This is a genomic window from Kribbella sp. NPDC048928 (assembly GCF_043197975.1).
Lineage (GTDB): Bacteria > Actinomycetota > Actinomycetes > Propionibacteriales > Kribbellaceae > Kribbella.
Genome location: NZ_JBICUC010000009.1, coordinates 290,043 through 302,515, shown reverse-complemented (window position 1 = coordinate 302,515; position 12,473 = coordinate 290,043). Strand labels below are relative to the sequence as shown.

Sequence of the window (12,473 nt, the reverse complement as noted above, 5' to 3'; positions counted from 1 at the left end):
GGAAGGAACACCTTGTCCTCCAGTCAGCCCATCAGGTTCGCCGCCGTCGGACTCGATCACTCGCACATCTTCGGTCAGGTCGGCGGCCTGATCCGGGCCGGCGCCGAGTTCGCCGGGATGGCCACCGACGACCCGGCGGCCTCGGTCGCGGTCAAGCTTCGCGAGCGGTACCCGGACGTCCCGGTCGTCGAGGACCCGGACGAGCTGATCGCGGCCGACGGGATCGACCTGATCGTGACCGCCGCCGTACCGGACCGCCGGGGGCCGATCGCGGTCGCCGCGCTGCGGGCCGGCAAGGACGTGGTGGCCGACAAGCCCGGGTGCGTCACCCTCGAGCAACTGAAGGACGTCGAGCGCGCGGTCGCCGAGTCCGGCCGGTTCTGGTCGGTGACGTTCTCGGAGCGGTTCGAGGTCCCGTGCGTCCTCAAGGCCGGCGAGCTGGTCCGCGAGGGCCGGATCGGTACGGTCGTGCAGACGATGGGCGTCGGGCCGCACCGGATCGGGGACCGGGCGCACCTGGCTGGTGGCGACGGCCGTCCGGACTGGTTCTACGACAAGGCGCGGTACGGCGGCATCATCACCGACATCGCGTCGCACCAGATCGACCAGTTCCTGTGGTTCACCGGGGCGCGGACCGCGGAGGTCGTGGCGAGCACGGTCGGGAACTTCGCCAACACCGACGAGCCCGGGCTCCAGGACTTCGGTGAGGTCCTGCTGCGCAGCGACAACGCCCAGGGCTACGTACGGGTCGACTGGTACACACCGGACGGCCTGCCGACGTGGGGTGACGGGCGGCTGACGGTGCTCGGCACCGAGGGCTACATCGAGATGCGCAAGTACATCGACCTGGAAGGCCGCCCCGGCGGCAACCACCTGTTCCTGGTCGACAAGGAGGGCACGCACTACATCGACTGCTCGGACGTCCCGACGACGTACTCCGCGGACATCGTGCGCGACGTCCGGGAGCGGACCACCACGGCCGCGCCGCAGGAGCACACCTTCGAGACGATGCGGCTGGCGCTGACCGCCCAGCAGAACGCGGCGATCCGCGGAGCAGCCCGATGACCGAACCGGACCAGGTCCTGAAGGTCGCGATCGTTGGCTGCGGCAACATCAGCCGCTCGCACGTCAGGGCGTACGCGAACACCGGCCGTACCACTCTCGTCGGCGTCGCGGACATCGTCGTGGAGAAGGCGCAGAAGCTGGCCGAGCAGCACGACTCGACGCCGTACGCGAGCGTCACCGAGTTGCTGGCGGCGGAGGACCCGGACCTGGTCTCGGTGACGACGCCGCCCGGCAGCCATGCCGAGATCGCGATCGAGGTGCTGGCCGCCGGCAAGTCGGTGCTGCTGGAGAAGCCGCCGGTGCTGAGCCTCGCCGAGATGGACGCGGTCGCGGCGGCCGAGCGGGCCAGTACGGGCTCGGTGCTGGTCGTCTTCCAGCACCGGCACGGGTCCGGGGCGTTGCGGGCCGCGGACCTGCTCGGTCGCGGCGCACTCGGCCGACCGCTGGTCGCGGTCTGCGAGACGCTGTGGTTCCGGCCGGTCAGCTACTTCGACCCGGAGTGGCGCGGCACCTGGGTCGGTGAAGGTGGCGGGCCGACCCTCGGTCACGGCATTCACCAGATCGACCTGCTGCTGCATCTGCTCGGACCGTGGCGGACGATCAGCGCCACCGCCGTACGGCTGGATCGCCCGGTCGAGTTCGAGGACGTGTCGCTCGCGACGGTGACCTTCGAGAGCGGTGCGGTGGCGAGCGTGGTCAACAGCCTCCTGTCTCCGCGAGAGCTGAGCCGGATCCGGATCGACACCACCGGTGGAACGCTCGAGGTGAACCACCTGTACGGCTACGCGGACAAGGACTGGACGTTCCGCCCGACGCCCGACGCCGCCACGGCGGCGACGCTCGGCATGGATCCCGGAAACCGGAAATCTCCCACCGAGGCCGACGGCGCCGAAGCCAACCCGTGGACCGCATCGGCAGGTGCGGACGTGCCGAGCAACCACATCGCCCAGCTCGGCCATCTGGTCGACGACCTACTGGCCGGCAGGTCCCACGACACCACGCTGGCCAGCACGCGACCGACGATGGAATTCGTCGCCGCTCTGTACGCGTCGGCGATGACCGGCGTCGCGGTCCACCGGACCGAACTGACGCCGGAACACCCGTTCTACCAAGCACTCAACGGAGGAATCCCCGAGCCCCGGCGCGGGGACTCGTTCCTGACCTGAGCCCTAGGACACCTCCGGCGAACGCAGGCCGATCAGTACGTTCTCGGTGTCGCGGACGTAGCTGAGCCGGCCGACGCCCGGGAGCTCCTGGATCTCGCCGACCGGAGTGCCGCCCGCCACGCGGGCGGCCTCCAGCGCGGCCTCGAGGTCGTCGACCTCGATCCACGCGATCGTCGGCTGCGACTGGTACCGGCTGCTCATGATCGCGCCGTCGATCCCCGCGCCCGCTCCGGTCCTGGCGAGCAGGTACCCGTCCGGCACCGGCGCCGGCGTCACCTCCCAGCCGAACACCTTGCGGTAGAACGCCGCGGCCCGATCGTGGTCCTCGGCAACTATCTCGACATGAATGATTCGTCCCATGCCCTGATCGTCACCCATCGCCCCGGGCTTCGTCTTGGACGGATCTTCCATGCATCAGCGCGGCGATTCCGTTCTGTACGGCGCGGAACTCGGTGGCGCTCAGGCCCGTGTAGCGCTTGAAGTCCCGGGCTGCGTGCGCCTGGTCGTAGTAGCCGTGGAACGCGGACAACGCCGCGGGCGCGTCCGCGGGACCACCGAGCAGTCCGCCCGCGAAGTGGTAGTACCGGATGATCTCGGCGTACTGCTTCGGGCCGATCCCCACATCTCGCCGGAACAACCGGTACAAGGTGCTGTACGAGGTCGCGCACCGCCGTACGACCTCCGCGACCGCCACCTGTCCGCGCAGTTCGTCGATCGCCCGCACCGCCTCGACCGTCACCGAACGTACGGTGCTGTCCGTCAACCGCGCCGCGAGAAATCCCGCGAGCCGCTCCGCCCGTTCGGCCCCGAACGGCACCGCCCGGAGCTCCGCCACCAGCCCTCCGACGGCGCTCTCCCCCACCCAGTCCTTCAGCTCGAGTACCTCGTCCACCAGCGCCGGCAAGCCGAACGCGGCCAGGCCCCACGGCGTGAACACGACGCCCGCATAACTCGACGTACCGACCTGGCCGAGCACGTGCGGCCGCGTCATCACCCCGAACACCGACGCCGCGTTCACCCACTCGGTGCCGGTCACCGGATCGTGCCGCGTCCCCGGATCGCCCAGCGCAAGAGCCAGACCGGGCCGCCCGTCGGGGATCAGCACCTCTCGCCGCAGCTCAGCGAGCGGTGCGGACTCGACCAGCCAGACATGCTCGATCACGTCCCGCAACCGCGCGGGAGCCGGGAACCGCTGATAGTTCACAAGGCAGATCGTAAGTCTCTGGCGACGGGTGGATCGGTTACCGTTGACCGGTGACGACTGCTGAGGAGTTCCGGCTGCTGGGGTTCGCGGAAGCCGATCGGGAGGCCGCGGAGGCGTACTCGCCGGATCCGGCGGCGGTGAAGGACCTGGCCGACCAGCTGCGTGCGGCGGTCGGGAAGCTCGGGAGCGAGCCCGATCCGCGGTTCCCCGAGGACCCGCGGGTCTCGGTGCAGGCGTACCTGGACACCGTGCCGGACATCCGCCGCTTCCACACCGAGCGCGGCATCCCGGACGACATCAGCTGGGCCTCGCTCGCCGACCTCGGGCAGCAGCTCAAGGTCAACCGGCGGACCCACGGCGACTACGGTCTCGAGACGCACTGGTGGCTGCGGCACTTCTGGAACGGGCAGATCTACTCGCTCGGCCGGCTGCAGTACATGCTGTACGAGGTCACTGACGACGACCCGGTGCCGGGCGTACCGACCGGCGAGTGGGTGATCGGCGTGCACATCCCGGAGACCGGCCCGCTGACGCCCGAGCTGGTCGACGACAGCCTGCAGCAGGCGCGCGAGTTCTTCCCGCGGTACTTCCCGGAGCACCCGGTGCGGATCGCGACGCTCTGGTCGTGGCTGATCGACCCGTACCTGCTGGACCATCTCCCGCAGGACTCGAACATGGTGAAGTTCGGCCGCCGCTTCACGCCGTACGGGACGCCGAACGACAGCCAGGACAGCGCGATCTTCTTCACGTTCCGTACCCACGGCACCGACCAGCTCGACGAGCTCCCGCAGGACACCACGCTGCAGCGGCTGGTCGTCGGCCGGATCAAGGACGGCGGCACCTGGCAGAGCGGGTACGGCTACCTGGAGCTATGACGGGCGGGGCCGGCTGCTCGGTACGCCGTACTTGGTCAGCCAGCTCGCCAGCTCCATGTTCGACACGCAGCGGACGTCGGGCTGCTTGCACGTCTCCTGCACGAACTGCGTGAGCGCGTCGGAGTACACGCTGTTGTTCCAGTGGTTGAAGTGGTTGCCGAGGAACAGCGGCGGGTTGCCGCTCGCCCGCGACTGCGCCAGCGCCGCCCGGTACGTCGCCAGCACCTGCGCCTTGAACGCCGGCGCCTGGGCGAGCGGGGCCTTGCGTGCCTGCGTCTGCGCGTACCAGAGGTTGTAGTCCATCGTCAGCGTCTTCTTGCTCGTCCCGGCGAGCGTCACGGACTCGAGCGGGAAATTCCAGACGCCGTTCTGCTTCTTCGGCCAGGTGATGTACCCGGGCGCGGACGCGTCGTACAGCATGCCGCGCTTCACCATGGCAGCCCGGTACGCGGCCCGGTTGCCCTCCAGGCACGGCGTCCGCATGCCCTTCACGGTCGCCGGGTCGAACGGCGGTGCGACCGTCTTGCCCGCCGCGAGCGACGGCCCGGTCCGCACCATCCGGTCGAACGCGGCCAGTTCGGCGGTCCACTGCGCGGTCGTCCAGCGGCCGATGCCGTTCGTGCCGCAGAAGTGGCCGTTCGCGTGGGTGCCGATCTCGTGGCCCTCGGCGATCGCGTCCCGCAGGACCTTCGTCCGGCCAAGGATGTTGGCGTTGTCGCCCCAGCCGATGTCGGACGCGCCGGGCTTCTTGTACGGGGGTTTGTAGTCCGTGCGACGCGCCTCGGGGTACAGGTAGGGGCCGGACAGGAAGAACGTCATCCGCGCGTTCACCTGCTTGGCGACCGCCCGCCAGTGCGCCCAGAGGCCGAGGTCGCCGGCGCCGTCGAACGAGACCACGACGAACAGCGGCGGCTTGCCGGTGGGCAGCCGGCCCGGGAACGCCCGCAGTACCGGAGCCGCAGCAGGCAGCTTCCCAACCGGAGGCGGCGTCGTGACCGGCGTCGACGGTTTTGTGGGCGTCGGTGGCTTTGACGGTGTGGTGCTGGGTTTGGCAGTCGGTTTGCCGGTGGGTTTCGGCGAGGGCGACGAGGCGCCTTGGAGCGGTACGTCGGCACACCCTGCCAGGACCGCTGCACCTACGAGCACAACGGCCGCGAGGTTCACCCCAGCCCTCACCACTTGTCTACTGACGCACGGATTGCGCGAAAGGTTGGTGCGGGACACGCGCCGGCCGGAGAACCGGGGCGGGGATTGTTAGGCGCCCGTGACTTTCGCCGCGCGGCGCCGGACCACGATCCGGCGGGAGGTCTCGACGACCAGACCGATGGTCGCGGCCAGGCCCAGGCTGAACGCGAGGCCCTTGAGCTGGTCGTGCGCGAACGCGTCACCGCCGACGTACCCGAGCAGGGCGACGTAGGTGTAGGCGATCGTCACGCCCGCGAACGTGAACACGATGAACTTCTTGAACGAGTACCGCGTCGCACCCGCGGTCAGCGTCGCGACCATCCGCGCGCCCGGGATGTACCGGACCGTCATCAAGATCAGCCCGCCGCGCTTGTGCAGCGCGGCAGCGACCCGTTCGTAGAGCTGCTGGCGGCGCTCCTGGCGCTTCATCCAGCGGTGCAGCGCCGGGCCGGAGCCACGGCCCAGGAAGTAGCAGGTGGACTCGCCGATCACCGAGCCGAGCATCGCGACCGTGATCACGAGCAGCAGGTTCTGGTGGCCGGCGGCCGCAGCCATGCCGGCGGTGATCACCATGCCCTCGCTCGGGACCACCGGGAACACCGCGTCGACCGCCGCGGCGACGAACAGGATGAGCAGCAGCCAGTGCGAGGCCATCGCAATACCGAGCAGGTGTCGCGCGACCTCCATCAACTCTGTCACCCCGAAAGCATGCCATTGCTCGTCAAGGTTGCCGCAATCCCATCGATGTCATTCAGGCGCGGTTCACGCTCTGTTCAGGTCCGGCAGCGGGGAGTGGTCAGAGCAGTACGGGCAGTTCGCGGATCGCGTTCATCAGGAAGCTCGGGAGCCGCGGCGGGTCCTGCTCCGGTACGGCGAGCCGCAACCGCGGGAACCGCGCGAACAGCAACTCCAGCGCGACCCGCCCCTCCAGCCGCGCCAGCGGGGCGCCGAGGCAGTGGTGGATGCCGTGCCCGAACGCGAGATGCGCGGAGTCGGAGCGGGTGACGTCGAGCTCGTCGGCGCGCTCCACCTTCCGGACGTCGCGGTTCGCAGGCAGCAGCGCGAACACGATCACCTCGCCGGTCTCGATCCGGGTGCCGGCGATCTCGATCGGCGCGCGGGCGACGTACGGGATCGCGGCCTGCAGCGGGCCGTCGTACCGGAGCAGTTCCTCGACGGCCGCGGGCAGCCGCTCGGGCTCGGCCTTGAGCAGCTCCAGCTGCTCGGGATGCCGAAGCAGAGCGTGTACTCCGTTACTGATCAGGCTGACGGTCGTCTCGTGGCCGGCCGCGAGCAGCAGGAACACCATCGAGGTGAGCTCGTCCTCGCTCAGCCGATCGCCGTCGTCCTGGACCGCGATCAGCCCGGACAGCAGGTCGTCGGTCGGCGCCTGCCGCTTCTGCGCGATCAGCTCGTGGACGAACGTACGCATCAGCGTGATCGCGTCGACGTACTCCTCCGGGGTGTGCACGGCCGCGTTCACGAACACCGACGACCAGCGCCGGAAGTCGTCGCGACGCACGGCCGGGATGCCGATCAGCTCGCAGATCACCGTGATCGGCAGCGGATAGCTGTAGGCGTTCACCAGGTCGACGGGCCCGTCCGGGTGCTCAGGGCCGTCCAGCTCGTCGAGCAGGCTGGTGGCGATCTCACGGATCCGCGGCTCCAGCGCCTCGATCCGGCGGCGGGTGAACGCGGCCGTGACGAGTTTGCGCAGCCGCGTGTGGTCGGGCGGGTTGAAGTTCAGCATGTGCTGCTCGGTGCTCGCGATCAGGTCGTCCATCACCACGTCGCGGTGCGGTCCCTCCATCGACGAGCGCACCACGTCGGGGTGAGCGAGCAGGGCGCGCGTCTCGGCGTACCCGGTGACGAGCTGGACGGGGACGCCGGTGAACATCGTGAAGCGCTGCACGGGTCCGGTGGAAGCGAGGTCCTCGAACCCCCAGTGCCGGGCGATCCCGCTGGTCTCGGTGAACGGCTGCCGCATCCAGCCAGCCTACGTTCGCCCAGGGGTGAGTTGTTCGGCCAGTTCCGTGCGGGAGTGGATGCCGAGCTTCGCGTACACCTTGCGCAGGTGGTACTCGACGGTCTTGGGGCTCAGGAACAGGCGGGCTGCTGCTTCCCGGATGCTGTTGCCGTCTGCGAGCAGTACGGCGATCTGCCGCTCCTGTGGGGTCAGCTCGTCCGCAGTGCTCGGCACGCGCCGCCGTGCGGTCTCCCCCGTCGCCTTGAGCTCGGCCGCTGCCTGGTCGGCCCACCCAAGTGCACCGAGTGCGTCGAACCCTTCGACAGCGAGCCGCAGTTGACTACGCGCGTCCACGCGCCGCCGTGCCCGCCGCAACCAGGCCCCGTACGTCAGCCGGGTCCGTGCCAACTCGAACGCATCCAGCGTCTCCTCGTGCCGTGAGAGCGCTTGTACGAAGTCCGGCTCGCTCTCACCGACCACACCGCGCGCCCGGGCCGCCCGCGCCAGCGACCACGGCTGCCCCTTCGCCTCGGCCTGTGCAGAGTGTTCGCGTACCACCCGCTGCGCGTCGTCGGGACGTCCCAGCCGCAGGTACACCTCAGCCAGCTCAGGTGCCGGTGAGAGATCCGGGTCCTTCAGACCGTACTCAGCCAGTACGTCGACCAACCGCTCGTACTGCGGTAACGCGGCAGCCGGGTCGCCCCGCCCCAGCTCCAGGTCGCCCAGTGCGAACAGGGACCACACCGTACCTAGATGAATCTCATGCTCCGCACAGTGCCGCAGTGACTCCACCGCAAGCTCCTGGCATTCCGCCCTGCTCTGGTGGGACATCAGCCACGCCAGCCCGGCCAGGTTCATCGCCAGCTCAGTCGTTTGACCTGTCTCGCGCGACAGCCGGATCCCCTCGTCGTACGACGTCGCCGCATCGGCCCACCGATCCGTGGTCGCGTCGTCGCGGGCCAGTACGAACAGCAGACCAGGCAACGTACCGAGGGCGACCTGCTCACGCCGCTCGAGCATCGCCTGCTGCAGGAGCGTGCGACCGGTGTCGGTCTCCCGAAGGAAGAGCGCAGCCATCACCATCCAGACCTGGCGCCGGCGATCGCGGTCCAGCTCGTCGGACGGCGCCAGGGCGATCGCCGCGCGGATCTGGTCCGTCCCACCGCTTCCCGCGAGCACCTTCGCCACGCCACTCGCGAGCATGCCGATGATGCGCGGACCAGGCCGCACGACCGCGGGCAGCAGACTGTCGAGGTCGTACGCCACCGCTAGCCCGGCAGCAGCGTCGCACAGGCGGAAGCAGGCACCGACGGCATCGGCGAGCAATCCCGTGGCGATGGCGGGATCCGTGGACTCCGCCGCGGCCGCGACCAGGATGTCGCGGGCGCGCCGTGGCGACCCGCATTTCACCTCGATGTCGCCACGGATCTCCTGCGCCCGGATCCGCACCTGTGGCGGCGGCTGCAGGACCAACGCATCGCCCAGCAACGCCTCGGCCCGCTCTGCCAACCCTGCAGACCAGGCTGCCTCGCCTGCTGCGACCAGCCTGACCGCACGATCCGGCGCACCCCGGCTCAGCCGCCCAGCTCGCTCGTATGCCGTCGCGGCGACCGCGTGTGCACCACGGGCAGCCGCATGCTCGGCCGTAACGACCAGTCCGGCCGCCACGTCGTCGTCAGCACCCAGTACTGCCTCGGACAAATGCCAGGCCCGTCGGTCGCGGTCCGGTGTCGCCAGAGCGACAGCACGATGCACGGTGCGTCGTTCTGCCGGGTCGGCGCTCGTGTAGATCGCAGAGCGGACCAGGGGGTGCCGCCACTGGACCTCACCGTCGCGGATGGAGACCAGACCGGCCGCCTCGCCCTCCTCCAATGCGGTGACGTCTACGCCGAGCTCCGTACACACTCGCGACACCGCCCCGAGTTCGCAGTCGTCCACAGCCGCGACGAGCAATGCAGTACGCGCGTCCGTACTCAGCCTGTTTGCCCTGCTGGCAAAGGCTTCTGCGAGCATCGCGGGGACCGGGAACGGCACACCCGGCGGCATCCGGTGCAAGCGGTCCGGATCGTCGGCCAGCTCCAGCAACGCCAGCGGGTTCCCTGCCACGGTCTGGTGCAGTTGCTCGACCAGGTCGTTCGGCAGCTGATGCACTATCTGCCGGGCGGCTTCGAGCGGGATGCCTTCGAGCAGGAGCCGTGGCAGGTCGGCCTCGAACGGATGCGGTTCGTGGAGGCGAGCCGCGATCAGCATGACGATCGGGTCGGCCACCAGGCGCCTGGCCGCGAACAAGAGCGCCTCCGCGGACGGACGGTCCAGCAGGTGCGCGTCATCGATGATCAGGACCAGGGGCGTGGTCTCGGCGTACCGGCAGATCAGACTGAGGGTTGCGGCGCCGACAGCGAAGCGGTCCGCGGGCCCGGCGTCAACGGCGCCTAGCGCCAGCGCAGCAGACAGCGCTGACCGTTGTGGTCCAGGGATGCGGTCCAGGTCTGCCAGTGCGGGCCGCAGCAGCTGGAGGAGTGCTGCGAACGGCACCTCACGCTCCGCCTCCGTACCGCGTGCTCTCAAGATCTGCAGCCCGCCGGCCAGTGCAGCAGCCTCGTCCAGCAAGGTGGTCTTGCCGATGCCGGGCTCGCCGGTGACGAGCAGTACGCCTGCGGCTCCGACCCGCGCCCCCGCGACCAGTTGCTCGACCACCCGGCGCTCCGCGTCCCGCCCGATGAGCATGTCTCGCAGTGTGCACCAGGTCCCCCACCTGATGCGATGGTCCGCGTCCGCTGCCTAGGTTCGCCGTATCAATCGCAGAGGGGGAGAAAGAGCAATGACTGTTGCAATTGACGGCGACAAACTGATGGGGCTGGTCTACAAGGCGGTCGACGAGGTGGGCGCGACGCTCAACGCGGCCCTGGTGGTGATGGGCGACCGGCTCGGCTACTACAAGGCACTCGCCGACAACGGGCCGGCCACGGCGACCGAGCTGGCCGAGTGGACGAGCACGGACGCGCACTACACCCGCGAGTGGCTGAACGCCCAGGCCGCGGGCGGGCTCGTCGAGTACGACGCGAGCACCGGCCGCTACACGTTGCCGCCGGAGCAGACCGTGGCGTTGACCGATCCGAGCAGCCCGGCGTACCTGCCCGGGTTCTTCCAGATCGCGCTCGGGACGGTGCAGCACACGACCGAGACGATCGAGGCCGCGCGGAGCGGTGCGGGCGTCGGGTGGCACGAGCACACGTCCGACGTGCACGTCGGCTGCGAGCGGTTCTTCCGCCCGTCGTACAACGCGAACCTGCTGACCAGCTGGCTGCCGGCGCTCGACGGCGTGGTGGCCAAGCTCGAACGCGGCGCGTCGGTGGCCGACATCGGCTGTGGGCACGGGGCGTCCACGATCCTGATGGCCGAGGCGTTCCCGCGGTCCAGGTTCGCCGGGTCGGACTACCACCAGGAGTCGATCGAGACCGCGCGGCAGCGGGCTACGCAGGCGGGGGTCGGCGAGCGCGCGTCGTTCGAGGTCGCGGCGGCCGACCAGTTCAGCGGGTCGGGATTGGACCTGGTGACGACGTTCGACGCGTTGCACGACATGGGCGACCCGGTCGGTGCGGCCCGTCATGTGCGCGAGGCGCTCGCCCCGGACGGCACGTGGATGCTCGTCGAGCCGATGGCCGGTGACCGCGTCGAGGACAACCTCAACCCGGTCGGTCGCGCGTACTACGGCTTCTCGACGCTGCTGTGCACGCCGGCCTCGCTGTCCCAGCCGGTCGGGCTCGCACTCGGTACACAGGCCGGTCCGGCGCGGATCCAGGACGTCACCAGGGCAGCCGGGTTCAGCAGGTTCCGTACGGTCGCGCAGACGCCGTTCAACCTGGTGTTCGAGGTCCGCCCTTGACAGATACTTCACCAGTTGGTGAAGTGTACGGGTGCTGACTGGACTGCCGAGGACGTTCGGGGCGCTCGCGGATCCGACCCGGCTGGCGATCGTGGGCCGGCTGAGTCACGGCGAGGCGACCATGGGCGAGCTCGCGGCGCCGCACCGGATCACGCCGCCGGCGATCACCAAGCACGTCGGCGTGCTCGTCGACGCGGGCCTGGTGAGTCGCCGGCGGGTCGGCCGGACGGTCGTCTGCGCGCTCCGTCCGGAGGCGATCTCCGAGGTGGAGCAGTGGCTCGGCGACCTCACGTCGTACTGGAACCGTACCGTTGACCGGCTGGAAGAGCTCTTGCGAGAGGACCACGATGGACACTGAGATCCGGATCGAAAGAGTGCTTCCGGCAACGATCGGGAGGGTGTACGACGCCTGGACCCGGGCCGATGTGCTGGCCCGGTGGTACTGCCCGAATCCGCAGCTCGAGCTGAAGGTCCAGGCCGACGTGCGGACCGGCGGCTCGTACGTCGTGGAGATGGGCCCGCACGTGGTGCGCGGCACCTACCTCGAGGTCGAGCCGCCGGCCCGGCTGGTGTTCAGCTGGCAGTGGGACGGCACCGACGACGAGCCGACCCGCGTCGAGGTCGTGCTGTCCGAGGTCCCCGAAGGCACCCGCATGCTGCTCACCCACACCGGCTTCGCGACCGCAGAAGACGCCGCGAACCACCAACTCGGCTGGGACCCCGAACTGGACCGCCTCGCCAACCTCTTGACGTCGGTAACGCAGTAGACAGGCCCACAAAGGTCGAGCCCCGGGCGGCAACCCGGGGCTCATGTCGGACAGGTGGACAGTTGGCGGAACTCAGCTGCCGGACTTGCGCCGGAACTGGCGCTGCTGCTTGTCGTTGTGCGCTTCGCCGACCCCTTGACCACGGGCCCCGCGACCGGGGTGCGAGTGGTTGCCGGAGTTCTTCTTCTCGAGCGCTTCCCGAAACTTCTTCTGCAGATCGTCCGCCGGCTCGCTGGCCTTGTCGCTCATACCGTCTCCTTCAAACCGTAGGGCGTACACACCCACGCTAACCGAGGGTGAGCACACTCCGCGAGTGAATACCGTCCCGTGGGCAGTAAGGCGCTGTCTAAATCGTGTGC

General features: G+C 69.5%; 13 protein-coding genes. 6 read left to right on the top strand and 7 right to left on the bottom strand.

Annotated features, from left to right (window positions below; translation table 11 throughout):
* Nucleotides 1-12: 12 nt before the first annotated feature.
* Both ACGFI6_RS34445 and ACGFI6_RS34440 read left to right on the top strand, forming a co-directional pair.
* Complete coding sequence (locus ACGFI6_RS34445) at nt 13-1,065, top strand: Gfo/Idh/MocA family protein (protein WP_393126130.1); 1,053 nt, start codon at nt 13-15, stop codon at nt 1,063-1,065.
* A complete protein-coding gene (locus ACGFI6_RS34440) occupies nt 1,062-2,231 on the top strand; it encodes a Gfo/Idh/MocA family protein (protein ID WP_393126127.1) in 1,170 nt (389 codons plus the stop codon). Before ACGFI6_RS34445 ends, ACGFI6_RS34440 begins: the two co-directional genes overlap by 4 nt.
* A gap of 3 nt (nt 2,232-2,234) precedes the next feature.
* On the opposite strand, the gene ACGFI6_RS34435 is transcribed toward ACGFI6_RS34440, so the two are convergent.
* Both ACGFI6_RS34435 and ACGFI6_RS34430 read right to left on the bottom strand, forming a co-directional pair.
* Nucleotides 2,235-2,591 (bottom strand): VOC family protein, encoded by a 357-nt coding sequence (locus ACGFI6_RS34435; protein WP_393126125.1) that lies wholly within the window; start codon nt 2,589-2,591, stop codon nt 2,235-2,237.
* Nucleotides 2,592-2,601: 10 nt separating this feature from the next.
* Nucleotides 2,602-3,435, bottom strand: coding sequence for a helix-turn-helix domain-containing protein (locus tag ACGFI6_RS34430; RefSeq protein ID WP_393126124.1), 834 nt, complete (start codon nt 3,433-3,435; stop codon nt 2,602-2,604).
* A 50-nt stretch (nt 3,436-3,485) separates the two neighbouring features.
* On the opposite strand from ACGFI6_RS34430, the gene ACGFI6_RS34425 reads away from it, so the two are divergent.
* Entirely contained in the window at nt 3,486-4,310 is an 825-nt protein-coding gene (locus tag ACGFI6_RS34425) for an acyltransferase domain-containing protein (protein ID WP_393126121.1), read from the top strand.
* Here the strand turns inward: ACGFI6_RS34425 and ACGFI6_RS34420 are convergent.
* The 4 genes from ACGFI6_RS34420 to ACGFI6_RS34405 form a co-directional block, all read right to left on the bottom strand.
* Nucleotides 4,305-5,486, bottom strand: a complete 1,182-nt coding sequence (locus ACGFI6_RS34420; RefSeq protein ID WP_393126119.1) for a hypothetical protein — start codon at nt 5,484-5,486, stop codon at nt 4,305-4,307. The genes ACGFI6_RS34425 and ACGFI6_RS34420 overlap by 6 nt on opposite strands.
* A gap of 78 nt (nt 5,487-5,564) precedes the next feature.
* Nucleotides 5,565-6,194, bottom strand: a complete 630-nt coding sequence (locus ACGFI6_RS34415; RefSeq protein WP_393126118.1) for a DedA family protein — start codon at nt 6,192-6,194, stop codon at nt 5,565-5,567.
* A 97-nt stretch (nt 6,195-6,291) separates the two neighbouring features.
* Nucleotides 6,292-7,482 (bottom strand): cytochrome P450, encoded by a 1,191-nt coding sequence (locus tag ACGFI6_RS34410; RefSeq protein WP_393126117.1) that lies wholly within the window; start codon nt 7,480-7,482, stop codon nt 6,292-6,294.
* 9 nt (nt 7,483-7,491) lie between these two features.
* On the bottom strand, nt 7,492-10,188 hold the full coding sequence (locus ACGFI6_RS34405; RefSeq protein WP_393126115.1) for an AAA family ATPase: 2,697 nt from the start codon (nt 10,186-10,188) through the stop codon (nt 7,492-7,494).
* 94 nt (nt 10,189-10,282) lie between these two features.
* On the opposite strand from ACGFI6_RS34405, the gene ACGFI6_RS34400 reads away from it, so the two are divergent.
* The 3 genes from ACGFI6_RS34400 to ACGFI6_RS34390 are packed head-to-tail and all read left to right on the top strand — an operon-like array spanning nt 10,283 to nt 12,114.
* Nucleotides 10,283-11,347, top strand: a complete 1,065-nt coding sequence (locus ACGFI6_RS34400) for a class I SAM-dependent methyltransferase (RefSeq protein WP_393126113.1) — start codon at nt 10,283-10,285, stop codon at nt 11,345-11,347.
* 31 nt (nt 11,348-11,378) lie between these two features.
* A complete protein-coding gene (locus ACGFI6_RS34395) occupies nt 11,379-11,705 on the top strand; it encodes an ArsR/SmtB family transcription factor (RefSeq protein WP_393126111.1) in 327 nt (108 codons plus the stop codon).
* The gene (locus tag ACGFI6_RS34390; RefSeq protein WP_393126109.1) at nt 11,695-12,114 is read left to right on the top strand and encodes an SRPBCC domain-containing protein; all 420 of its coding nucleotides are present in this window, start codon (nt 11,695-11,697) and stop codon (nt 12,112-12,114) included. Before ACGFI6_RS34395 ends, ACGFI6_RS34390 begins: the two co-directional genes overlap by 11 nt.
* A 72-nt stretch (nt 12,115-12,186) precedes the next feature.
* Here ACGFI6_RS34390 and ACGFI6_RS34385 read toward each other — a convergent pair whose 3' ends face one another.
* Nucleotides 12,187-12,363, bottom strand: a complete 177-nt coding sequence (locus ACGFI6_RS34385) for a DUF5302 domain-containing protein (RefSeq protein WP_393126107.1) — start codon at nt 12,361-12,363, stop codon at nt 12,187-12,189.
* Between the last annotated feature and the right edge of the window lie 110 nt (nt 12,364-12,473).

Coding starts and splice junctions, on each gene's coding strand:
- ACGFI6_RS34440 (WP_393126127.1), top strand. CDS start 1,062: ATGACCGAACCGGACCAGGTCCTGAAGGTCGCGATCGTTGGCTGCGGC.
- ACGFI6_RS34435 (WP_393126125.1), bottom strand. CDS start 2,591: ATGGGACGAATCATTCATGTCGAGATAGTTGCCGAGGACCACGATCGG.
- ACGFI6_RS34410 (WP_393126117.1), bottom strand. CDS start 7,482: ATGCGGCAGCCGTTCACCGAGACCAGCGGGATCGCCCGGCACTGGGGG.
- ACGFI6_RS34405 (WP_393126115.1), bottom strand. CDS start 10,188: ATGCTCATCGGGCGGGACGCGGAGCGCCGGGTGGTCGAGCAACTGGTC.
- ACGFI6_RS34400 (WP_393126113.1), top strand. CDS start 10,283: ATGACTGTTGCAATTGACGGCGACAAACTGATGGGGCTGGTCTACAAG.
- ACGFI6_RS34390 (WP_393126109.1), top strand. CDS start 11,695: ATGGACACTGAGATCCGGATCGAAAGAGTGCTTCCGGCAACGATCGGG.
- ACGFI6_RS34385 (WP_393126107.1), bottom strand. CDS start 12,363: ATGAGCGACAAGGCCAGCGAGCCGGCGGACGATCTGCAGAAGAAGTTT.